17 protein-coding genes and 2 rRNA genes are annotated in these 22,510 nt (G+C 57.8%); 12 read left to right on the top strand and 7 right to left on the bottom strand.

Annotation, left to right across the window (positions count from 1 at the left end; genetic code table 11):
* Positions 1–5: 5 nt before the first annotated feature.
* Together VB144_07185 and rrf are read left to right on the top strand one after the other, a co-directional pair.
* Positions 6–2,996: ribosomal RNA gene (locus VB144_07185) — 23S ribosomal RNA — on the top strand.
* 74 nt (positions 2,997–3,070) lie between these two features.
* Positions 3,071–3,187, top strand: a 5S ribosomal RNA gene (gene rrf, locus VB144_07180).
* Positions 3,188–3,325: 138 nt separating this feature from the next.
* On the opposite strand, the gene VB144_07175 is transcribed toward rrf, so the two are convergent.
* The 4 genes from VB144_07175 to VB144_07160 all read right to left on the bottom strand — a co-directional run bounded on the left by VB144_07175 (position 3,326) and on the right by VB144_07160 (position 7,662).
* Entirely contained in the window at positions 3,326–3,877 is a 552-nt protein-coding gene (locus VB144_07175) for a Fe-S-containing hydro-lyase (GenBank protein MEA4883422.1), read from the bottom strand.
* Between the two features lie 21 nt (positions 3,878–3,898).
* Positions 3,899–4,759 (bottom strand): fumarate hydratase, encoded by an 861-nt coding sequence (locus VB144_07170; protein MEA4883421.1) that lies wholly within the window; start codon positions 4,757–4,759, stop codon positions 3,899–3,901.
* A 98-nt stretch (positions 4,760–4,857) separates the two neighbouring features.
* Positions 4,858–6,102, bottom strand: coding sequence for a malic enzyme-like NAD(P)-binding protein (locus VB144_07165; protein ID MEA4883420.1), 1,245 nt, complete (start codon positions 6,100–6,102; stop codon positions 4,858–4,860).
* An 87-nt stretch (positions 6,103–6,189) separates the two neighbouring features.
* Positions 6,190–7,662: an aspartate ammonia-lyase gene (locus VB144_07160; GenBank protein MEA4883419.1), complete on the bottom strand. Its 1,473-nt coding sequence runs from the start codon at positions 7,660–7,662 to the stop codon at positions 6,190–6,192.
* Between the two features lie 643 nt (positions 7,663–8,305).
* Between VB144_07160 and VB144_07155 the strand changes: the two genes are divergently transcribed.
* Together VB144_07155 and gpmI are read left to right on the top strand one after the other, a co-directional pair.
* Complete coding sequence (locus VB144_07155; GenBank protein ID MEA4883418.1) at positions 8,306–10,417, top strand: sodium-translocating pyrophosphatase; 2,112 nt, start codon at positions 8,306–8,308, stop codon at positions 10,415–10,417.
* Positions 10,418–10,729: 312 nt separating this feature from the next.
* Positions 10,730–12,265, top strand: a complete 1,536-nt coding sequence (gpmI, locus tag VB144_07150; protein ID MEA4883417.1) for a 2,3-bisphosphoglycerate-independent phosphoglycerate mutase — start codon at positions 10,730–10,732, stop codon at positions 12,263–12,265.
* On the opposite strand, the gene VB144_07145 is transcribed toward gpmI, so the two are convergent.
* Complete coding sequence (locus VB144_07145; protein MEA4883416.1) at positions 12,220–12,618, bottom strand: hypothetical protein; 399 nt, start codon at positions 12,616–12,618, stop codon at positions 12,220–12,222. The two genes, gpmI and VB144_07145, sit on opposite strands and share 46 nt — an antisense overlap.
* 143 nt (positions 12,619–12,761) lie before the next feature.
* On the opposite strand from VB144_07145, the gene VB144_07140 reads away from it, so the two are divergent.
* From VB144_07140 to VB144_07120, 5 genes are read left to right on the top strand one after another with little or no spacing between them, the layout of a single operon-like run.
* Positions 12,762–14,342: an aminotransferase class V-fold PLP-dependent enzyme gene (locus tag VB144_07140; protein MEA4883415.1), complete on the top strand. Its 1,581-nt coding sequence runs from the start codon at positions 12,762–12,764 to the stop codon at positions 14,340–14,342.
* Positions 14,342–15,007: a dTMP kinase gene (gene tmk, locus VB144_07135; GenBank protein ID MEA4883414.1), complete on the top strand. Its 666-nt coding sequence runs from the start codon at positions 14,342–14,344 to the stop codon at positions 15,005–15,007. The genes VB144_07140 and tmk overlap by 1 nt, the downstream gene beginning before the upstream one ends.
* Positions 14,994–16,052: a DNA polymerase III subunit delta' gene (holB, locus tag VB144_07130; protein ID MEA4883413.1), complete on the top strand. Its 1,059-nt coding sequence runs from the start codon at positions 14,994–14,996 to the stop codon at positions 16,050–16,052. The genes tmk and holB overlap by 14 nt, the downstream gene beginning before the upstream one ends.
* 11 nt (positions 16,053–16,063) lie before the next feature.
* On the top strand, positions 16,064–16,903 hold the full coding sequence (locus tag VB144_07125) for a stage 0 sporulation family protein (GenBank protein MEA4883412.1): 840 nt from the start codon (positions 16,064–16,066) through the stop codon (positions 16,901–16,903).
* Positions 16,893–17,681 carry a tRNA1(Val) (adenine(37)-N6)-methyltransferase gene (locus VB144_07120; GenBank protein MEA4883411.1) on the top strand — a complete coding sequence of 263 codons (789 nt, stop codon included), beginning with the start codon at positions 16,893–16,895 and terminating at the stop codon, positions 17,679–17,681. The genes VB144_07125 and VB144_07120 overlap by 11 nt, the downstream gene beginning before the upstream one ends.
* A gap of 66 nt (positions 17,682–17,747) precedes the next feature.
* On the opposite strand, the gene VB144_07115 is transcribed toward VB144_07120, so the two are convergent.
* Positions 17,748–17,993 (bottom strand): AbrB/MazE/SpoVT family DNA-binding domain-containing protein, encoded by a 246-nt coding sequence (locus tag VB144_07115; GenBank protein MEA4883410.1) that lies wholly within the window; start codon positions 17,991–17,993, stop codon positions 17,748–17,750.
* A 192-nt stretch (positions 17,994–18,185) separates the two neighbouring features.
* Positions 18,186–18,872 carry a hypothetical protein gene (locus VB144_07110; GenBank protein MEA4883409.1) on the bottom strand — a complete coding sequence of 229 codons (687 nt, stop codon included), beginning with the start codon at positions 18,870–18,872 and terminating at the stop codon, positions 18,186–18,188.
* A gap of 143 nt (positions 18,873–19,015) precedes the next feature.
* Here VB144_07110 and metG point away from each other — a divergent pair, with 143 nt between their 5' ends.
* The 3 genes from metG to VB144_07095 all read left to right on the top strand — a co-directional run bounded on the left by metG (position 19,016) and on the right by VB144_07095 (position 22,425).
* Positions 19,016–20,983, top strand: a complete 1,968-nt coding sequence (metG, locus tag VB144_07105; GenBank protein ID MEA4883408.1) for a methionine--tRNA ligase — start codon at positions 19,016–19,018, stop codon at positions 20,981–20,983.
* Between the two features lie 8 nt (positions 20,984–20,991).
* A complete protein-coding gene (locus VB144_07100) occupies positions 20,992–21,759 on the top strand; it encodes a TatD family hydrolase (protein MEA4883407.1) in 768 nt (255 codons plus the stop codon).
* Between the two features lie 135 nt (positions 21,760–21,894).
* Complete coding sequence (locus VB144_07095; GenBank protein ID MEA4883406.1) at positions 21,895–22,425, top strand: hypothetical protein; 531 nt, start codon at positions 21,895–21,897, stop codon at positions 22,423–22,425.
* The last annotated feature ends 85 nt before the right edge of the window (positions 22,426–22,510 follow it).

Below are 22,510 nucleotides of genomic sequence, written 5' to 3'. Positions count from 1 at the left end.
TGTAAGGTCAAGCTACTAAGGGCACACGGTGGATGCCTTGGCGCCAGGAGCCGATGAAGGACGTGGCAAGCTGCGATAAGCCTCGGCGAGCTGCAAGCAAGCGTTTGAACCGAGGATTTCCGAATGGGGAAACCCGCCGCGGGGAATGCCGCGGCATCCATGGCTGAATACATAGGCCATGGAAGGGAACCGGGGGAACTGAAACATCTCATGTACCCCGAGGAAAAGAGACAATGATGCATTCCCCGAGTAGTGGCGAGCGAAAGGGGAGGAGCCTAAACCATGCGCGCGTGATAGCCTGCAGGCGTTGCGCGGATGGGGTTGTAGGAGCGGTCGAGGAGTCCTGCAGGGCTCCGTCCGGATAGCGCATCTTTCAGCGGAACCGCCTGGAACGGCGGGCCACAGAGGGTGAAAGCCCCGTAGGCGAAGGGGGATGCGCGGCGGATGGGCCGTATCCTGAGTACCGCGGGACACGAGGAATCCCGCGGGAAGCTGGGAGGACCACCTCCCAAGGCTAAATACTACCTGGCGACCGATAGTGAACTAGTACCGTGAGGGAAAGGTGAAAAGCACCCCGGAAGGGGAGTGAAATAGTACCTGAAACCGTGATGCCTACAAACAGTGGGAGGGCTATGGCGCAAGCCAGCCTGACCGCGTACTTTTTGTAGAACGGACCGGCGAGTTACGGTATGCGGCAAGGTTAAGCGGATGACGCGGAGCCGAAGCGAAAGCGAGTCTTAAAAGGGCGAAAAGTCGTATGCTGTAGACCCGAAACCGGGTGATTTATCCATGGCCAGGGTGAAGTGCGAGTAAAGTCGCATGGAGGCCCGAACTCATTAGTGTTGAAAAACTATGGGATGAGCTGTGGATAGGGGTGAAATGCCAATCGAACCCGGAGATAGCTGGTTCTCCCCGAAATAGCTTTAGGGCTAGCCTCGAGTTTAAGCTTACGGAGGTAGAGCACTGATCGGGTAAGGGGCCCTGAAAGGTTACCGACCCCTTTCAAACTCCGAATGCCGTAAGGAGATGCTCGGGAGTCAGACTGTGGGGGCTAAGCTTCATAGTCGAGAGGGAAACAGCCCAGACCGCCGGCTAAGGTCCCAAATTGACAGCTAAGTGGTTAAGGATGTGGAACCGCCCAGACAACCAGGATGTTGGCTTAGAAGCAGCCATTCATTCAAAGAGTGCGTAATAGCTCACTGGTCAAGTGGGGCTGCGCCGAAAATGTACGGGGCTTAAGCTGTCAACCGAAGCCGCGGATCTCGAATGGGATGGTAGGGGAGCGTTGCCTGCTGGTGGAAGCACGACTGTAAGGACGTGTGGACGGCAGGGAAGTGAGAATGCCGGTATGAGTAGCGAAAAGGCAGGTGAGAATCCTGCCCGCCGGAAGCCTAAGGTTTCCTGAGGAAGGTTCGTCCTCTCAGGGTAAGCCGGGGCCTAAGCCGAGGCGGAAACGCGTAGGCGATGGACAACTGGTTGAGATTCCAGTGCTGCCTCGATCGCGTTTGAGCGAAGCGGGGACGCAGAAGGGTAGACACAGCAGGCTGATGGAATAGCCTGTCCAAGCGAGTAGGGTGCGCCGTAGGGAAATCCGCGGTGCGAAAGCCCGAGACGCGATGGGGTGCGGATACGTCCGCGGAACTGGTCGATCCCAAGCTGCCGAGAAAAGCCGCTAGCGAGTGATCAGGCGCCCGTACCGCAAACCGACACAGGTAGGCGAGGAGAGAATCCTAAGGCGCGCGAGAGAACCCTCGTTAAGGAACTCGGCAAAATGACCCCGTAACTTAGGGAGAAGGGGCGCCCCATTAGGGTATAGGCCTACACGGCTGAAGCCTGAGGGGGCCGCAGAGAAACGGCCCGAGCGACTGTTTACCAAAAACACAGGTCTCTGCTAAGTCGCAAGACGAAGTATAGGGGCTGACGCCTGCCCAGTGCCGGAAGGTTAAGGGGATGAGTCAGCAGCAATGCGAAGCCCAGAACCGAAGCCCCGGTGAACGGCGGCCGTAACTATAACGGTCCTAAGGTAGCGAAATTCCTTGTCGGGTAAGTTCCGACCTGCACGAATGGCGTAACGACTTGGGCGCTGTCTTGACGAGGGACTCGGCGAAACTGTAAATACCCGTGAAGATACGGGTTACCCACGACCAGACGGAAAGACCCCATGGAGCTTTACTGTAGCCTGAGATTGGATTTTGGCAGGGCATGTACAGGATAGGTGGGAGGCGGAGAAGCGCGGACGCAAGTGCGCGTGGAGCCAACGTTGGGATACCACCCTTGTTTTGCTGGAGTTCTAACTGGATCCCGTGAAACCGGGAGCAGGACAATCTCAGGTGGGCAGTTTGACTGGGGCGGTCGCCTCCTAAAAGGTAACGGAGGCGCCCCAAGGTTCCCTCAGCGCGGTTAGAAATCGCGCGAAGAGTGCAAAGGCAGAAGGGAGCTTGACTGCGAGACGAACATGTCGAGCAGGGACGAAAGTCGGGCTTAGTGATCAGGTGGATTCCGAGTGGAAGGGCCATCGCTTAACGGACAAAAGCTACCCTGGGGATAACAGGCTTATCTCCCCCAAGAGTCCACATCGACGGGGAGGTTTGGCACCTCGATGTCGGCTCGTCGCATCCTGGAGCTGAAGTAGGTTCCAAGGGTTGGGCTGTTCGCCCATTAAAGCGGCACGCGAGCTGGGTTCAGAACGTCGTGAGACAGTTCGGTCCCTATCTGTCGTGGGCGTAGGAGATTTGAGGGGAACGGTCCCTAGTACGAGAGGACCGGGATTGACATACCGCCGGTGGACCGGTTGTCACGCCAGTGGCACAGCCGGATAGCCGAGTATGGATCGGATAAGCGCTGAAAGCATCTAAGCGCGAAGCCGGCCCCAAGATGAGATCTCCCACAGGGTTACCTGGTAAGACTCCTTGAAGAAGACAAGGTTGATAGGCCGGATGTGTAAGAGCGGCAACGTTCTTAGCTGACCGGTACTAATGGGTCGAGGGCTTGACCTTGCGCGAAATCCTAAAGACGCTCATCCGATATGCGGTTGTCAAAGGGCATGTGCCTAATACAGCTGAATAGGTTTTCCGGTGGCAATGGCGGAGGGGTCACACCTGTTCCCATTCCGAACACAGTAGTTAAGCCCTCCAGCGCCGATGGTACTTGGCTGGCAACGGCCTGGGAGAGTAGGTCGCCGCCGGATCTTTCTTTATAATGAAGCGCCAGGCTACGGCCTCGCGCTTCATTACCGAACCGATTATGGACACAAGGCTAGACAGCAGATCGATTGCGTGCTCGGCACGGGGCTCGCGACCATTTGCCAGGCTCGCCTCTGATGACGCTAGTCCTTCCGGTACTTCGCGACTCCCTGTTCGTAGAGATCGTCGCCGTAGATGTCGTTGATGACGAACAGCGGAAGGTCCTCCACGTACAGCTTGCGGATGGCCTCAGGCCCAAGATCCTCGTAGGCAACGACCTCCGCCGACTTGATCCTCTTGGCCGCAAGCGCCCCCGCTCCGCCCACCGCGGCGAAGTAGACTGCGCGATGCTGGATCATGGCGTCCCTAACATCCTTGGACCGCATTCCTTTGCCGATCATGCCTTTCATGCCGTGCTCCATAAGCGTTGGAGCATAGGGATCCATGCGTCCGCTGGTGGTGGGGCCGGCCGAGCCGATTGGATTCCCAGGTTTGGCCGGCGCAGGCCCGACATAGTAGATGACCTGCCCCTGAAGATCAATCGGAAGCTCCTTTCCTTCCTCGATAAGAGCAATAAGCCTTTTGTGAGCCGCGTCTCTGGCCGTATACACCACGCCTGACAGCAACACCTGATCTCCTGCTTTCAGGCGCGCCACAGTCTCCTCGTCCAGCGGGGTGGTAATCCGCTTTGCCATTTCGCTCTCTCCCTCCCCTGCTTACAAGGTGATGCTCTGGTGCGGCGACACGTGGCAGTTCAAGTTGACTGCCACTGGCAGGCTGGCGATGTGACACGGTGCGTATTCCACGTGCACAGCCAGTGCAGTCGTGCTGCCGCCCAGTCCCTGCGGCCCGATCCCCAGCTTGTTTATGGCCTCAAGAAGCTCATCCTCCAAGGCCGCATATGCGGGATTGGGGTTCTTGCTTCCCATGGGGCGCACAAGCGCCTTCTTGGCAAGCAGAGGGGCGGTTTCGAAGTTGCCGCCCACTCCTACGCCCACTACGATCGGCGGGCACGGGTTGGGTCCGGCCTTGCGAACCTGATCGATCACGAACTTCCGAACGCCCTCGACGCCTGCTGCTGGAATCATCATGGCAATGCCGCTCATGTTCTCGGCTCCGCCGCCTTTGGGCGCTAGAGTGATCTTGAGCTTGTCGCCCGGGACAATATCGGTGTGGATGATGGCCGGCGTGTTGTCGCGGGTGTTCCTGCGCTCAAACAACGGTTCCGACACCACAGATTTTCTCAGGCAACCCTTCTCGTAACCGCGCCGCACGCCCTCGTTGATGGCTGCGGCAAGGTCGCCTCCCTCGATCCTGACATCCTGCCCCATTTCAAGGAAGACCACCGCCACCCCCGTGTCCTGACACGCGGGCCTCTGCTCCCTGGCCGCAAGGCGGTGATTTTCCAGTATCATCTCGAGCACTTGCCGCCCTACCTCCGACTCCTCAGTGGCGGCGAACGCCTCTATCCTCTTGAGGTTTTCTTCCGGGAGATTGCAGCAAGCGCTGATGCACAGCTTCTCCATTGCGTTTGTGATTTCGCCTGCTGGAATGACTCTGGATTTCGCGCACCCCATCTCGTCACCCTCCTTGTCACGAAACTGACTGTCTGGTCAGGCAATTGTCGACCGCAGCACGGCCCAAGCCCGGACGTGCTGCCGGTCGACGGCCTCCGTTACTTCCACGCAGTCCTGACCGCTTCGACCATCTTGACGGTGTGGGCAGCTATCTCCTCGGGGCAAACCTTGAGCTTGGCAACGCCGGTTTCCATCGCCGCCTTGGCAACTGCGGCAGCCACGGCTGGGGCCACTCTCGTATCGAAGGGGCCAGGGATGATGTAATCCGGGTTCAGCTCGCTCTCAGTCACGATGTTGCTGATGGCGTAGACTGCAGCCAGTTTCATCTCCTCGTTGATGGCGCTTGCCCGTGCATCCAGCGCGCCGCGGAAGAGGCCCGGGAAAGCCAGGACGTTGTTGATCTGGTTGGGGAAGTCGGACCTTCCTGTCGCGATGACCTTTGCTCCGCCGGCCCTGGCCTCATCGGGCATGATCTCCGGCACCGGGTTGGCCATCGCAAAGATGATGGCATCCTTAGCCATGCTGGCCACCATCTCTCGGGTCACGCAGCCTGCTGCAGAAAGGCCGATGAAGACATCGGCGTCCCGGATGACCTCCGCAAGCTGACCCTGAAGCTTGTTCCTGTTGGTGATCGAGGCGATCTCGTCCTTGTACGGGTTCATGCCGAATGGCCTGCCCTCGTAGATGGCGCCCTTGGAGTCGCACAGAATCGCGTTCTTCACGCCTACTGTCATCAGTAGCTTCGTCACGGCGATGCCTGCCGCTCCGGCCCCGTTAACGACTACCCTGACCTCCGATGCCTTTTTTCCTACGAGCTTGAGCGCGCTGATCATCGCGGCGCACACCACGATAGCCGTGCCATGCTGGTCATCATGGAAAACAGGGATGTTGCTGATCTTCTTGAGTTTGTTCTCAACCTCGAAACATGTCGGCGCCGAGATATCCTCCAGGTTGATGCCGCCAAACGTCGGCTCGAGGCGCTTAACTATCATGACTATCTCATCAGGATCCTTTGTGTCCAGGCAGATCGGGAACGCGTCTACTGCGGCAAACCCCTTGAAGAGAACCGCCTTCCCTTCCATGACAGGCATTCCGGCTCCTGCGCCGATATCGCCTAGGCCCAGTACGGCCGTGCCGTTGGTGATCACAGCCACCATGTTCCCCTTGTTGGTGTAGTCGTAGATCTTGTCGGGATCGGCGTTGATCTCTTTGCACGGTTCAGCGACGCCGGGGGTATACGCCAGGCTCAGGTCCTGCTTGTTTCGGAGAGGGACCTTGCTGACTACCTCGATCTTGCCCATGTTGTCCTTGTGAAGTTTCAGGGCATCTTCCCTTAGCGACATGCATACTCCTCCTTATCTGCCTCCGTAGGGGCAGTTCCGGCTACTGGACTGATGCTTGGATGGGTCAGCGATCCACAGAGACGCAAGTCAGGACTTGGTGGTCGCACACGCATTGCTGGCAGCAGCCACTCTGTGACGGTTCAACTCCAGATCCGGCTTTCCGGGCCTTGTTATTCTAGACGGCGCGAATACGTGGCTCAGTTCCTGCTCGGTCATGAGCCCTCTTTCCATGACCAGGGCACGAACGTTCTTGCCCGTTGCGCGAGCCTCTTTGGCGATGTCGCAGGAAGGCTGGTAGCCGATATACGGAACCAGGGCAGTTGCGATGCCCACGCCCTCCTCGACCATCTCCAGGCAGCGCTCCTTGTTGGCCTTGATGCCAACGATGCATTTATCTTTGAATGTCCGGGCAACGTTGCCGAGTATCTGGATGGACTCCAGCAGGTTGTAGAGCATCACTGGCTGGAACACGTTCAGCTCGAGCTGCCCGGCCTGCGCTGCCATAGTGACGGCGAGGTCGTTGCCGAGGATGTTGAATCCGACCTGATTGGCAACCTCGGCGATAACTGGGTTGACTTTGGCTGGCATGATAGACGATCCGGGCTGAACCTCGGGCAATCGAATCTCGTAAAGCCCGGCCATGGGTCCGGAGGCGAGCAGCCTGATGTCATTGGCGATCTTGATCAGGTTGATCGCACAGACCTTCAGACAGGCGGATACGAATGCCACAGTGTCAAGGTTCTGTGTAGCGTCAACAAGATCCTCAGGAGACTTCAGGTCGTAGCCGCTGATCTTGGAGAGCTGGTTGACGGCAAGACGTATATACTCGGCGTCGGCATTGAGGCCTGTGCCCACAGCGGTGCCTCCCAGGTTGACCCACTCCAGACCCTTGCCCGAATACTCGATTCTCTCCACATCGCGGCCTATAGCTTTGGCCCACGCATGGAACTCCTGTCCGAGAGTTATCGGAACGGCATCCTGCAGGTGAGTCCGCCCCATTTTCGGGACATCCTTGAACTCTTCGCCCTTGTTGCGAAGGGCCGCAGCCAGCTCGCGGAGGGCTTTGACGGTCGGCTTCAGCTCTGTCAGAAGAGCGATTCTTGCAGCAGCAGGAAGCGCATCGTTGGTGGACTGCCCGAGGTTCACATGGTTGAGCGGGCTCACAAGGCTATTTGCGCCTTTCTCGCCCCCGAGAATCTCACTTGCCCTGTTGGCCAGAACCTCGTTGGCGTTCATGTTCATGGATGTACCGGCGCCGCCCTGTATGGCGTCGACGATGAACTCGTCCAGATGCTTGCCGGCGATGATCTCGTCAGCTGCCGCCGCTATGGCAGATCCGACTTCGGGCGACAGATAGCCGAGTTCCGCATTGGCGAGTGCCGCCGCCTTCTTCACCATGGCCAGCCCGACAACGAGCCCGCGATGCATTCTCTGCCCTGTGATGTGAAAGTTCTCACTTCCACGGAGTGACTGAATGCCGTACAAGGCCTGTTTCGGCACTTCCCTTTCCCCGATAAAATCCCTCTCCACCCTAAAACTGACACTATTCGAACAACTCATCTCGATTGCACCGCTCCTCAAATCGTATTGATACCGTGGTCGCGTGTGACGTCGAATGCTCACCGAATCAGGTTTCACACTGCGAAGAGTCTAGCCGTCACAGTCCCCTCAGTGAACCCCTTGCTGAAGTCTCTGGGCGCCATGCAATAGGGACTCCCCTGTGCCCGTTGTTCGTTGTAGTGTCTCATGTATACAATGTTCACTTCATGGGCTTCCACGATCGTTCGGGACTCGTGCCTGCTATGCACTCGGCCAAACCCCTCAACTCGATGATACATCATACCCCGCACTTTCTCCAATCGGGTTAGGGGCCCGAGAGACCACTCGGCGCTGTACGCGACAGGGTAGTGCGAAAGCCCTGCTCAAGGGGAATGCACTGTAAGCTCTTGACATAGTATCAAGGCGGCGCTCAATCTCGAACCGGGCAGGAGGCTGCCGAAGGGAGATGGCATCCCAGCAGCAAGCCGAGGAATGCCAGACTATGTTTGAATAGTGCTGAACCGAACTGCGATGCAGGCAGGAACGAGATGGTTTGACTGGGAAGTCCCTTCTATGCTATCGTGTATGAAGGTAGCTGGCAGAATCAAGGCACCTATGGAGGGAGGGTGAACGCCCGGAAATCGTTTTTCGGGCGGAGGCGTTGATGGATTTCGGGTCATTGGCGTTCTTGGTTCCGGTGAGCGCTGTCATTGCGCTTGCAGTTGCAGGGTACTTCTCAGCAGTGATAAGCCACAAGGACGAAGGATCGGAGGAGATGCGTCACATCTCTGAGGCAATTAGGGAGGGCGCAAGGGCCTACCTGAGCCGCCAGTATCGTGGTGTTGTTCTGTTTTTTGCCGTGATGTTTCTCGTTCTGTTGGTGCTTGCAGGCACTGGTCACCTAAGCTACTTCACTCCATTTGCATTCCTCAGTGGCGGGTTCTTCTCAGGGCTTGCCGGGTATATAGGGATGAGCACCGCGACCAACTCCAACGCCAGGACGGCGCAGGCTGCCTCAAGGAGTCTCAATGAAGGGCTTCGAGTTGCGTTCGCGTCAGGTTCCGTAATGGGTCTCACTGTGGTGGGACTGTCACTGGTCCACCTTTCTATCTGGTACTTTGGACTCACATGGTACTACACTTCTGTCCAGCCAATAGCGGATGCTGCCATGCGTCTGTCCACGGTCACATCGGCCCTGCTTACTTCGGGCATGGGTGCGAGTTCGATGGCTCTGTTCGCCAGGGTTGGCGGTGGGATATTCACCAAGGCGGCCGATGTAGGGGCTGACCTGGTCGGCAAGGTCGAGAAGGGGATCCCAGAGGACGATCCGCGCAATCCTGCGGTAATAGCGGATAACGTCGGCGACAACGTTGGCGACGTGGCTGGGATGGGTGCTGATCTGTATGAGTCGTACGTGGGATCGATTGTCGCTACAGCAGCTCTAGGTGCATCACTCAAGCTTGGAATCAACTGGGTTGTGCTGCCGCTGGTTCTTGCATCCATCGGAGTACTGGCCGCAGTCGTCGGCAGTTTCCTCGTTCGCACCGGCGAGAAAACTGAGCAGTCTGCCCTTCTAGCTGCGCTGCGCCGCGGCGTCAACACAAGCGCAATCATAATTGTCATAGCTGCCTGGATCCTTATACGCTCGACTCTCGGACCTGAGCACATGGGGGTGTACTGGGCAGTCATTGCTGGTCTCGTATCTGGTGTGGCTATTGGGCTCGTTACTGAATACTACACCTCTGCTGACCACGCTCCAACCAGACTCGTAGCTCAGTCCGCCCTCACGGGTCCGGGGACAGTCATTATCTCAGGCATGTCGGTGGGCATGATATCCACGGCGCTCCCCATTCTGGTCGTAGGAGCGGCGGTGCTGGTTAGCTACTTTGTGGCAGGGGGCGCCGCAAGCGAGACGATGGGCCTCTACGGAATTGCCATTTCGGCTGTGGGAATGCTCTCGACTCTAGGGATTACCCTTGCTGCCGACGCGTATGGCCCGGTTGCCGACAATGCCGGTGGGGTCGCTGAGATGGCAGGGATGCCTGCGTCTGTCCGTGAGCGCACTGATGCGCTGGATTCGCTGGGCAACACCACTGCTGCCACGGGTAAGGGATTCGCCATAGGCTCTGCGGCTCTCACTGCCCTGGCCCTCATTGCCGCGTATCGAGATCAGATTGCCGCCATACTCCCCGAGGCGAAGTTCGTATTCAGCCTCATGGATCCACCGGTGTTGGTTGGTTTATTCATTGGAGGCATGCTTCCGTTCGTATTCTCTGCCCTCACGATGCAGGCCGTGGGCCGCGCTGCGCAGGGCATCGTGGTGGAAGTTCGTAGGCAGTTCAAGGAGATACCTGGTCTCATGGAGGCCAAGGCCAAGCCTGACTATGCTAGGTGTGTAGATATATGCACAGCTGCAGCGCAGAAGGAGATGGTGCTTCCCTCGCTGATAGCTGTAATCGCGCCGATTCTTACTGGCATCTTCCTCGGCCCGAACGGGGTTGGCGGGCTTCTCGTCGGCACCGTCGTTACTGGCTTCATGATGGCCGTCATGATGGCGAACGCCGGCGGGTCGTGGGATAATGCTAAGAAGTACATTGAATCGGGCGAGCTCGGCGGGAAGGGCTCTGAGGCACACAAGGCCAGCGTTGTTGGCGATACCGTGGGCGATCCGTTCAAGGATACCTCGGGACCGTCTCTCAACATCCTCATAAAGCTGATCTCGATGGTCTCGATTGTGTTCTCGTCGGTGATAGCTACTCTCTCCTTCATCAAGTAGATGGAAGAGCAGCCTTGCCGCGCCAGCCACCCTCATACATAGGCGCCTTTGAACAGCGAGAGATCCGCCGGCCTGCATAAAAGCGGGCCGGCGGATCTCAATGGTGTGTCAAGGCCGATCTGAGCCAGCCAGGGCGGCGTCATGGCAGGGTCCACCAGGCGGCCGGCTGCTGCATCAAAGCACGTGGCGCTGGTCACCCAGGCCGTGCGTCGTGCAGGCAGCCCGTGCAGGCGGTGTTGATGGACCAGGGTGCATGTGATACGATAGTTCTGCTGTTCGAGAGGACAGCCTGCCTCTGGGGGTGCTAGCTCGATGAATCACTACCGGCCAGTTGCCCTTGTGATCTTGGATGGATGGGGAGTTGGAGATGGCGGCGCCGATGATGCTATCTCGGTTGCCTGCACTCCGAACTTCAAGAGACTGCAAAAGCAGTGCCCTCACACGACTCTTCCGGCCCACGGCCGTTCGGTTGGGCTTCCGGACGGGCAGATGGGTGGATCAGAAGTCGGCCACCTGTGCCTCGGCGCGGGCCGCATCGTCTATCAGGACCTGACATATCTGAATCACCTCATCGAAACGGGTGAGTTCCAGAGAAACGAGGTCCTAGTGGACGCTATGCAGAATGCCGTGAAGGCTAACAGAGCACTACACCTGATGGGCCTAGTTTCGCCTGGAGGGGTGCACTCTCATCAGAATCACATCTACGTGCTACTGCAGATGGCCCGCAACCTAGGCGTGGAACGTGTGTATGTGCATGCGTTCCTAGATGGTCGCGATGTGCCTCCGTCCAGCGCGGAAGGTTTCGTCGAGGCTCTGGAGGCCAAGATTGCTGAGATAGGCGTTGGCGAAATAGCCACGGTGAGCGGCCGATACTACGGGATGGATCGGGACAATCGGTGGGACAGGACCAAACTTGCGTGGGATGCCATAGTCCATGGCAAGGGCCGGACGGCCCACTCGGCCCTGGACGCGGTGAGGAACTCCTACGCTGACGGCGTGACCGATGAGTTCGTAGAACCGGTGGTCATATGTAATCACGATGGCTCACCAGTTGGGGCTGTTCGCGATGGTGACTCCGTCATATTCTTCAATTTTCGCGGTGACAGGGCGAGGCAGCTCACCGGCGCCTTCAACTTCGAGGACTTCACTGGGTTCGACCGCGGCGCACGGCCTTGCGTACACTATGTGTGCATGATGAAGTATCTCGATGCCGGCATCGCGGTTGCGTTTTCTGTCCCCGAGCCCTCGGATACTCTCGCTGAGGTCCTGTCGAAAGCGGGCAAGTCCCAACTTCATGCGGCAGAGACCGAGAAGTTCGCCCATGTGACTTTCTTTTTCAATGGGGGCCGCGAGGAGCCGTTCGCCATGGAGGATAGGGTGCTTGTGCCATCGCCGAAGGTTGCCACTTACGACCTTGCACCAGAGATGAGCGCGAGGGGAGTCGCCGCCGAGGTGACGGAGAGAATCCGCTCTGGGATATACGATTTCGTCATCGTGAATTTCGCCAATGGCGATATGGTTGGCCACACGGGCAAACGTGATGCGACGGTGGCAGCGGTCGAGGTGGTCGACAGCTGCCTAGGACAGGTGTGGGATGCGGTGCGAAGTGCCTCCGGAGCGATGATCATTACCGCCGATCACGGTAACGCTGATGAAATGGTGGATCCCGCGACTGGGCAGCCTAACACCGCGCACTCGCTGAATCGAGTGCCGTTCATACTTGCCTGCACGGATGTGACCGAGCTGCGTGATGACGGCGATTTCGCTGACGTTGCCCCTACGATACTGCAGTTGATGGGGCTTCAGCAGCCGACAGTCATGACCGGCAGATCGCTGATTGTGGGATAGGCCGCGTACCGGAACTCGCTCCTTCTGTAGGAGTGCGCAAAGGCCCTGGCCTGCAGATACAGGCCGATAGCTCCCGGAACCACCCTTGCACGCTTGTTCAACGCCTCGATTGTCAGTGGATCATCGGAGTAGATAACGGCACTGTTCGCGCCATGTTTTCGCCCTACTGCCAGGGCGAGCAGGATAGCCGCGTAGGCAGCAATGCGGCTATCAGCATTGCCCGGATCCCGTATCGGCTCGATGAACTCCGATACTGACCGGCCGTTGGGCCTCTGCATTAGGGCGACGGCCTGCCACATTTCGGACGGACCAGGCGGCACAGTGGTGGTGTAGATGTGAACCGCGCCTTTCATTGTTGATGCCCCCTTCGCCCATGGCGCATTTGGAGAACATGCGTTCACTAACCAGATGTTAGCACGAACACGTGTTCGAGTCAAGGGCGATGTCGTCCTAGTAACCGCCGTTCGGCGGTGCAAAGGAGAAGATAAGATCGGAAGTGTCTACCACCAACGAGAGCATCTCAAACCTTCTTGATATTCCTCTCGAGGAGTTCGATGCCCCGCTTTTCCAGACACTGCTGGGTTATGTGAACCAGCATGCGGTTCGTTTCCACATGCCTGGCCACAAGGGCGGACTGGGTTATCCGCCAGAGGTTGCCGAGGCATTCAAGGCCAACCTGCTCGCGATGGACATCACCGAGACGCGAGGCATGGACAATCTCCACTCGCCTTCAGGATGCATAAAGCGTGCGCAGGACCTGGCAGCGGAGGCCTTTGGCGCCGACAGGACCTTCTTCCTCACTAATGGAACCACGGCGGGCGTTCATGCGATGGTGATGACTACGTGCAAAGAGCGGCAGAAAATCGTCATACCCCGCGATGCGCACTTATCAGTCATTGGAGCCGTGATTCTGTTCGGATTGGTTCCCGTGTTCGTGTATCCGGATATCGATCCGGAATGGGGCGTGAGCTTGGGCGTGAGGCCGGAGGCATATGCGCAGGCCCTCGAGGAAAATCCTGATGCAAAGGCGTGCCTTATCACCAGGCCCAACTACTATGGAATAGCTGAGGACCTAGCTCCACTTGTGAAACTGTGTCATGACAGGGACATCCCGTTGTTGGTCGACGAGGCTCATGGTCCGCACATTCACTTCCACGACGATCTTCCTTTGTCTGGGCTGGACTGCGGGGCGGACATGGTAGTCCAGAGCACGCACAAGATGCTCGGATCGTTTACCGGCAGCTCCATGCTGCACATAAAGGGTGAGCGAGTCCACCCAGACCGTGTCCAGCGGATGCTGGCTATTCTACAGTCCACGAGCCCATCGTATATTCTCATGACTTCGCTCGACATCGCTGCGACTGTTGTGAGGATGCGGGGGCGTGAGCTGATCGATTATGCCGTGAAGCTGTCGGCTAGGGCGCGGCAGCGACTGGCTTCCGTGCCAGGAGTGAGAGTCCTATCCAAACCCTCCATGGATACACTCAAGCTAACTATCTCCCTTATCGATCTGGGCGTGGCTGGCTATGATCTAAAGAACCGGCTGATCGATGAGTGCAACGTCAGAGTTGAGCTCGCCGACCTCGAGAACGTGATCGCGTTCGTGACCTACGGCGACACTGAGGAGACTATCGACAATCTGGTTGACGCCGTGATCAGGATCGCCGATGAGGCGAGGCGCGAGCGTGAAGCGACGGGGTGCTGCTCTTGCACGGGCGCCGACAATTGTTCAGGCGCCGGCGCCAGCAGCCGCAAGCTTGTGAGGGGCGCAGCTGGAGCGCAGGCGGTTTTCACCAAGCATCTGTTTGCATCCGCCGAACGTGCGCTTCTGCCGCGGCAGGCCACTTTGGCTGCACATGAGCTTGCGAACATCGCTGAAGCGGCGGGCAGGGTGTGCGCAGAAGTTGTAGCGCCCTATCCACCCGGAATACCCCTTCTGTACCCCGGCGAAGTCATTGACGAGGGCCACCTGGTGGTTATAGAGGAGGCGCTCTCTCTGGGCGCCGCTTTCCGTGGTCTGTCGTTTGGCTCTGATGGACAGCTCATCGTGACCGTGGTGAAAGATGGGAAACGCTGATGCTGACGCGAGGGGCTTTCATAACTCTCGAAGGCCCTGATGGGGGCGGGAAGACCACACAGGCTGGGCTTCTCGCCCGCCGCCTAGCGGCGGAGGGATATGATGTAGTTCGAACCCATGAGCCAGGCGGCACCGGAATTGGACAGAGGATACGGGATATTATCCTCGACACCGGGTCTTCCGGGATGTGCGGCACCGCTGAGTTTCTCCTGTACGCGGCTGACCGTGCTCAGGATGTTGCTGAGGTGATCCTGCCAGCGCTTGCCCGTGGGCAGGTGGTGATCGCGGAGAGGTTCGTGGACTCAAGCCTTGCATACCAGGGGTACGGGCTTGGGATGGACATCGAGTCTGTGACCGTAGTCAACAGCATCGCCACTGGTGGACTAAAGCCGGACCTCACAGTTCTACTCGATGTCGATCCTCGGATCGGTGTGGAACGGGTCACAGGCTGCCGTGATGCTGACAGGATAGAGGCTAGGAAGATCGAGTTTCACGGAGCTGTCCGGGCCGCGTATCTCAGCCTTGCATCTCGTGAACCTGAGAGGTTCCGGGTAGTGTGCGTCGCGAGACGACGAGTAGATGAGGTCCACGAGGAGATCTACGCTTCAGTCGCGAGGTTTCTGGAGGATCGCGCCAGGGAGGTGCGGCCTGATGCGAATCTCTGAGATTGTGGGACACAGTGACGCCATCCGCCTGCTGGATATGGAACTCTCTTCACAGAAACTGTCACATGCCTATCTCCTTTGGGGGCCCCGTGGGAGCGGCAGAACACTCCTGGCGACCAGGCTTGCTCTCTCTGCCAACTGCACTTCACGGCCTGGCGAGGAGTTTCGCCTTGGCTACTGCGGCGAATGCACTAATTGTGAGAAGATCATTCGTGGCAGTCATCCTGATTTCTCCACAATCTCCCCCGATGGGGGCAGCATCAAGATATCGCAGATCCGCGAAATGCAGTCGAGGATTTCCCTGAGGCCGAACGAAGCAGAGCTGAAAACCTGGGTGATCAGGCGAGCTGATCTTATGACGGAGGAGGCTCAGAATTGTCTGCTCAAGGTGCTTGAGGAGCCGCCAGGTCACGCTCTGATCATCCTTACTGCAGAGAGTCCAGCCGCCCTCCTTCCCACGGTCGCTTCAAGATGCCACAGGGTGAGAATGACGTGTTTGCCGGTGAACGTGCTATCAGCCTGGGCAATTGAACAACTCGGCCTGACAAAGGAACGGGCGCGCTTCCTAGCGAGGCTCTCCGGAGGCCTTCCTGGCCGCGTGGTGAGGCTTGCATCGGACGCTGAGTATTTCGAGACGAGAGATCTCATAATATCCACGGCGCGGAAGCTGGCAGGATGTGGAGATGGCGCCGATGCTCTGGCGGCGTCAGAGGAGATTCTGGAGTGCGTGAAGAAGGCATCAGGAAAGGCAGCTGAGGATGACGCCTCAACAGAGGCTGCAACGATTGCCAGTCCGTCTGGGGTGTGCAACGTGATCGCCGCCTGGTTCAGAGATCTTTTCTTGCTCCGGGCGACTGGTGACGAGGAATTGGTGATGAACTCTGATTATCTTACTGCCATGCTGGATGATGCCCAGAGGCACGAATCTGGAGTGTTCAGTGAATGGGCAGCGCACGCCGTGAGAACCGCTGAGGCCATCAGGGCCAATGCAAACGTGCGCCTCGCCATGGACGACCTGTTTCTGAGTATAGCTTTGGTTTTGTGAGAGGGTGGCCTATGGTCAATGTGGTTGGCGTCAGGTTCAAGAAAGCGGGAAAAGTGTACTACTTCGACCCTGGAGATATGGAGATTCCCTCTGAGGTGGAGGTGATTGTGGAAACCGCGCGCGGTGTTGAACTCGGGGAGGCTGTGGTGGGGCCGAAGTCCGTTCCCGATGAGGACATCGTGCAGCCTCTCAAGAAGGTAATTCGCATCGCGTCTGATGAGGATAGGCGGCAGGTGACGGAGAACGAGAAAAAGGCGAAACGCGCCATGGAAGTCGGCCTGCAGAAGATAGCAGCTCATGATCTGCCCATGAAACTCGTTGATGTGGAGTACACTTTCGATGGCAGCAAGATCGTATTTTACTTCACTGCCGACGGACGCGTTGATTTTCGAGAACTCGTCCGGGACCTAGCGTCGGTCTTCCGCACCAGGATCGAGCTCCGGCAGATCGGGGTCAGGGACGAGGCCAAGATGCTCGGCGGCCTTGGGCCGTGCGGGCGTCCCCTATGTTGCTCGACGTTTCTTGGGGATTTCGAGCCTGTGTCCATCAGGATGGCCAAGGAGCAGAACCTGTCGCTCAACCCGACGAAGATATCGGGCATATGCGGCAGGCTGATGTGCTGTCTCAAGTTCGAATCCTCTGCGTATCGTTGCGCGAAAGCGAGTGTTCCGGATATTGGGGCCAAGGTTGTCACTCCTTCAGGCTTGGGGAAGGTCCTTTCGATTGATCCCGAGACGCGTAGTCTCACAGTGCAACTAGAGAACGGCCAGAGGCTGTCGATTCCCGACTGCGAGGCTACGCCCGCGGGCGAGCCCGTCATGGGCGGAGGACCAATGGCCGATGGAGAGTGACTCAGCTGTGAACGGCGGCGATTCGGACGGGAATGGCAAGCGCGATGCCATGGTCTATGAACATGAACGCGTGGATGACCTGCAACGTTCGGGACTGGTGATCATCCAGAATCCGGCGAAGTTCAGGTTCTCCATGGACGCAGTGCTCCTGTCGGATTTCGCCACGGTGAAACAGGGAGACCGCTGCATAGACCTTGGGTCGGGGACCGGCGTGATTCCCCTCCTTGTGTGGGCAAGGCGCGCCCCATCGGAGATTGTGGGAATAGAGATCCAAGGAGACATGGCTGACATGGCGCGCCGCAGTGTAGAGCTCAATGGGCTTTGCGACAAGATCCGGATCATCCACGATGATCTGAAGAATGCTGCTGCGGTGTTCGGCCCCGATTCCTTCGATGTGGCTCTCTCCAATCCTCCATACATCAAGCTAGATCGGGGAATGGTGAACCTCGACGATGGCAAGGTAGTATCGAAGCACGAGGTCGCTTGCACACTTCAGGACGTGGTGGGCGCTGCCGGCAAGCTGGTGAAATCCAGGGGTCGGCTGGCCATGGTTCATCGCCCAGCTAGGCTTGTGGACCTGCTTGTCGCAATGCGCGGCGCCAATTTGGAGCCCAGAAGACTGCGGTTCGTTCAGGCGAGGGCTGATGCCCCGCCGATGATGGTTTTGGTGGAGGCGGTTCGCGATATGAGCGCAGACCTCCTGGTGATGCCCCCCCTTATCCTATACGGAGTGGACGGGCAGTACACAGCTGAGGTGCGACAGATATATTTCGGATGAGCGAAGGGGCGCCCACGGCGCCCCCTCCCACCCGATTGGCCGAACGCTAGCGCCCTCCACGTTGGGCTAGCCAACGCTCTTCATGAGGTCGAAACACTCCTTGCAGATGTTCTTATCCTTGAAGATTCGGATGCCATCAGCGTTGCCACAGAAGATGCAGGCTGGTTCGTACTTCTTCAGGATGATCTTCTCGCCGTCAACGTAGATCTCAAGAGAGTCCTTCTCCGCGATCTGCAACGTTCTCCGTAGTTCGATGGGTATTACGACTCGGCCGAGTTCGTCCACCTTTCGGACGATGCCCGTGGATTTCATTTTCGCAGCCCCCCTTCAACATAGTTCGACAATAGTCTACAAACATATAATAGGAATCTTTCCAAGAGGAGTCAAGTAGCATGTTCACAATTCCTCGGGTGGTTCATTGTCCATTTGGACACAACTAGTAGCATTTCTGTGCTTTACAGGCAGATGTCACAGTCTTGACGTCGGGCGATGCCTAGCCGTGCGTCATTGAACCGGGTCCGCACTCGTCCTCTGGTGAAGAACAACAGTGGATATCAGATCGTCAAGGGCCGCCCTATGAATCTCCGCATTTGCCTGGTGCTCTACGAGGGTGAAGCTCATTCCCATGGTGAAGTCCGTAAGGAGAACCACCCGCATCTCTCCAACGGGCATGTACCGATCATAGGCTATACCTTGCATGGAAATGTCCAACCCCGGAAGTCCTGCGGCTTCGATTTTGTCCGAATGGACAATTCTTGTCTTCTGACCCGAAACAAGGATACTCCTGGCAAGTATGTCTAGGGGCGATAGCAGCTCCATGTCCAATGGAAACATGTCCACCACAGCCTCGAACTCCATGCCCGCGGCGTTGTAGCGGGCGAGGCACAGGTGGCGCGCGCCTCTGCCATCATTGCGCTCGTATACCACATACCCGGCATCTAGTGGAACCTTGAAGGAGAAGCTATCTCCGTATGTGATCTCAAGGAAAGAGCTGTTGGTCCTGGCGGAGGCAAGCGACAACGCGCCGAGAACCTGAGATTCGGATGCATCGGCGACGACTCCCGTTCCCAGAAAGGCGACTGCAATGGCGATCATGATCACTGCAGCCATGGCGGTGACGCTGGAGTGTGGTCGCAACCCAGTGCCGGGCACGCATTTGAGCGCATTGCGATGGCATATGCGGGTGGGCATTGTTTTCACCTCCGCACTAAAATACCACGTTCGGTCGTCTCTTTCAACAGCAAGGAATTCCTTGACAGCTCCGAAGAACGCAAGGTATAGTCGAGTTGATTCGGGACCGTCAGCATTCCCGAACGCCACTGGAGGACTATAAAATGACAAAACAGCCGTTCTACGTCACTACGCCGATATACTATGTCAACGATGTGCCGCATATTGGGCACGCCTACACCACAATTGCCTGCGATGTGCTGGCTCGATACAAGAGGCTCAGGGGGTTCGATGTGTCGTTCATCACCGGAACCGATGAGCACGGCCAGAAGATCGACAGAGCCGCACAGGCGAAGGGCGAAACTCCTAAGCAATACACCGACAAGGTGTCGGCCGCGTTCCGGGATCTGTGGAAGAGGCTCGACATTTCGAACGACAATTTCGTGCGCACCACTGATGAGGATCATGTCCGTGTGGCGCAGGACGTTTTCCAAAGGCTGTACGATTCGGGCGACATCTACATGGGCAGCTACGATGGATGGTACTGTACCCCATGTGAAGCGTTCTTCCCAGAAGCCGATCTGGTTTCCGGGAATTGCCCGGATTGCGGTCGCCCTGTTGAATGGATAAAAGAGGAGAGCTACTTCTTCCGCCTATCGAAATACCAGGATCGGCTGCTTGCTCATATTGAGGCTAACCCGGATTTCATACAGCCTACGAGCAGGCGGAATGAGATGCTGAACTTCATCAAGGGCGGCTTGGAGGACCTCTCAGTTTCGAGAACCACGTTCAAGTGGGGAATTCCTGTCCCATTTGAGCCGAAACATGTGATCTACGTCTGGGTCGATGCGCTTTCGACCTACCTAACGGCCATAGGCTATCATGATGACCCCGCGAGATTCGCCAAATACTGGCCTGCCGATCTTCACATGATGGGCAAGGAGATCGTGAGGTTCCACGCGGTGATCTGGCCTGCCATGCTCATGTCTTTGGGCATGCCTCTGCCCAAGAAGGTGTTCGGCCATGGCTGGTGGACTGTGGAAGGGGAGAAGATGTCGAAGTCGAAGGGGAACGTCGTAAAGCCGCAGGAGTACGTAAGCGAGTTCGGCGTGGACTCACTGAGGTATTTTCTCCTTCGCGAGGTGCCGTTTGGGCAGGATGGGGATTTCTCCAGATCCGATTTCATTTACAGGATCAACGCTGATCTTGCAAATGACCTAGGAAACCTGTTGAGCAGGACGACTGCGATGATCAACAAGTTTGCTGATGGCGCCGTGCCGGCCCCTGGAGAGTGGGGAGATGCGGACAAGAAGATACCTGAGCTTGCGGCGGAGGTCATCGAGAAGTGCGCCGACGCCTTCGATCGCCTTGCCTTCCAGGAAGGACTGGAGCAACTGTTTAGGTTGGTGGATGCCGGGAACAAGTACATTGATTCCGAGGCCCCGTGGAGCCTTGCCAAGACTGAACAGGGCATGAGAAGGCTTGGGACCGTCCTCTACAACCTCGCGGAGAGCCTGAGGGTTGTCTGCATTGCGATTTCGCCAGTGATAACCAGGGCATCCTGCGAGATCTGGCATCAGCTCGGGCTCGACGGGAGTCCCACAGACGCGGGTTGGGAAGCGACGGCTTGGGGCGGGCTTGCCCCTGGCACTGTGGTTAGGCGAGGCAATCCCGTTTTTCCGAGGGTGGATACGAAGCTCGTCGAGGCGAATTCCGCGGTCTCCGGGGCATCTGCAGGATCCAAGATCCCTGTGCCTCCTGCTCATCAGCCTGCTCCGAGTGTTTCACCGGAGGGCCAGAATACCATCGCGATCGAGGACTTCGCGAAGGTTGAGCTCCGGGTGGCCACGGTGATTGAGGCTGAACGAATTGCAGGCTCCGACAAGCTTCTCCGGGTCCAAATGGATCTCGGATCGGAGAAGAGGCAGATAGTGGCCGGTATTGCGCAGCACTACGCGCCGGAGGAGCTGGTGGGCAAGCAGGTTGTGGTGGTGGCCAACCTGAAGCCGGCGAAGCTTCGAGGAGAGATGTCCTACGGAATGCTCCTCGCTGCCTCAACGAATGGGGAGCCGAGGCAGCTGGCATTGATAAGCCCGGAGAGACTGATCCCTCCTGGAAGCAAGGTGAAGTAGGCTTGATCGTGGATTCCCACGCGCACCTAGATGATGCCGCGTACTCTGAAGGGGTGCGGGCGGTTCTCGAGAGGGCGCACGCTGCTGGAGTCGGCACGGTGATCAACCCTGGCTACAATCTGCAGTCATCGCAGATGGCCGTATCCAACGCAGGAGCACATCCGGAGGTATATGCACTGGTCGGCATTCATCCTCACGATGCATCTGGAGTGGGGGACGCGGAGATCGCGACCGTGGCCGAGCTGCTTTCGCTTCCGAAGGTGGTTGGGATCGGAGAAATCGGCCTAGACTACTACAGGGACCTTTCCCCCCGCGACCAGCAGTTGCGCGTGTTCCGTTCCCAGCTTGAGCTGGCCCGCGAAATGGGAGTTCCGGTGGAGATACACAACAGGGATGCTCACCATGACACACTGGAGATGCTCCGGGAGTACGCTCCAAACTTGCCGGCTGTGGTTATGCACTGCTACTCAGGCAGCAGTGAGATGGCTTCCGACCTGATGAGGCTGGGATGCTACATCTCCTTCGCAGGTCCAGTCACCTATCGGAACTCGCGGCGCCTGATCGAGGCAGCCGCTGCGGTCCCTCTTGAACGCATGCTTGTGGAAACGGACTCGCCATATCTCCCTCCTAGCCCCTACAGGGGAGAGCGCAACGAGCCTGCCTATGTGGTAGAGGTGGTTCGCAGGATCTCTGAGCTCAAGAACGTTCCCGTAACCGAGGTGGAGGCAGCGACTGCCGCCAATGCCGCAGCGATATTCAGATTATCACCAGCATAGGCGATGGGAAATCGCCCATAAGTGTTAGAGGAAGAATTTGGAACTGGGCGAAAACCCCTTTCTGAAAGGACCTCAGATGCGTGGCGTCCGCGTGCAACGCTGAATGAGGGTCCAAGTAGGGAGGGGGTTTGTCATATGTTGAACTCGCTTGCGAGGCGAAAGCGAATCCTGACCGTGCTGATCGGAGCAGCACTCCTGGCGTGGGCCGGCAATGCCTGCCATGGCGCTCCAGTATTGGACGGGGAGATCCAGGTGATGGCCAAGGTGGTTCCGTCTGTCCTACTGACCACAGGTGGGGCCATTCTCACGTGGAATGGGCTCGCGCCTGGCGAGAACATTCTGGAGGACGCGATAGATCTCACTGTCCAGGCGAACGTTCCATACTCGCTAATGATACAATCCGATGTGCCCAACATGAAGGAACAGCCGGCGTCCGCAGGGCCGAGGGCTCTCAAAGCTCCACTGGAATGGAGTCGGGAAGGCCTGCCGTTCGCTGCATTGAGCACTACGCCTGCAGTTGTCAAAACAGGTGGTCCCACGGGCGAGATGCATGAACTGTTGCAGATCAGTCTCAGGCAGATGCTTGGTATGGATGACCTGGCGCTTGAGAATCCGAACGCGGCGTATTCCACGATAGTGAGGTTCACTCTCAGCTCCACAATATAGCGGCGCTGTGCTGATCCGAGCGGGTCAGTTGCCAAGGCGCAACCTGCATCAGAGAGGAGGAGTCGCGGCTCCTCCTCCACGGTAC

This window comes from Clostridia bacterium (assembly GCA_034926675.1).
Classification (GTDB): Bacteria; Bacillota; DTU025; order DTU025; family DTU025; genus JAYFQW01.
This window is presented reverse-complemented; position numbering and strand designations above follow the sequence as displayed.

Coding starts and splice junctions, on each gene's coding strand:
- VB144_07175 (MEA4883422.1), bottom strand. CDS start 3,877: ATGGCAAAGCGGATTACCACCCCGCTGGACGAGGAGACTGTGGCGCGC.
- VB144_07170 (MEA4883421.1), bottom strand. CDS start 4,759: ATGGGGTGCGCGAAATCCAGAGTCATTCCAGCAGGCGAAATCACAAAC.
- VB144_07165 (MEA4883420.1), bottom strand. CDS start 6,102: ATGTCGCTAAGGGAAGATGCCCTGAAACTTCACAAGGACAACATGGGC.
- VB144_07160 (MEA4883419.1), bottom strand. CDS start 7,662: ATGAGTTGTTCGAATAGTGTCAGTTTTAGGGTGGAGAGGGATTTTATC.
- VB144_07155 (MEA4883418.1), top strand. CDS start 8,306: ATGGATTTCGGGTCATTGGCGTTCTTGGTTCCGGTGAGCGCTGTCATT.
- gpmI (MEA4883417.1), top strand. CDS start 10,730: ATGAATCACTACCGGCCAGTTGCCCTTGTGATCTTGGATGGATGGGGA.
- VB144_07145 (MEA4883416.1), bottom strand. CDS start 12,618: ATGAAAGGCGCGGTTCACATCTACACCACCACTGTGCCGCCTGGTCCG.
- tmk (MEA4883414.1), top strand. CDS start 14,342: ATGCTGACGCGAGGGGCTTTCATAACTCTCGAAGGCCCTGATGGGGGC.
- holB (MEA4883413.1), top strand. CDS start 14,994: ATGCGAATCTCTGAGATTGTGGGACACAGTGACGCCATCCGCCTGCTG.
- VB144_07125 (MEA4883412.1), top strand. CDS start 16,064: ATGGTCAATGTGGTTGGCGTCAGGTTCAAGAAAGCGGGAAAAGTGTAC.
- VB144_07120 (MEA4883411.1), top strand. CDS start 16,893: ATGGAGAGTGACTCAGCTGTGAACGGCGGCGATTCGGACGGGAATGGC.
- VB144_07115 (MEA4883410.1), bottom strand. CDS start 17,993: ATGAAATCCACGGGCATCGTCCGAAAGGTGGACGAACTCGGCCGAGTC.
- VB144_07110 (MEA4883409.1), bottom strand. CDS start 18,872: ATGCCCACCCGCATATGCCATCGCAATGCGCTCAAATGCGTGCCCGGC.
- metG (MEA4883408.1), top strand. CDS start 19,016: ATGACAAAACAGCCGTTCTACGTCACTACGCCGATATACTATGTCAAC.
- VB144_07095 (MEA4883406.1), top strand. CDS start 21,895: ATGTTGAACTCGCTTGCGAGGCGAAAGCGAATCCTGACCGTGCTGATC.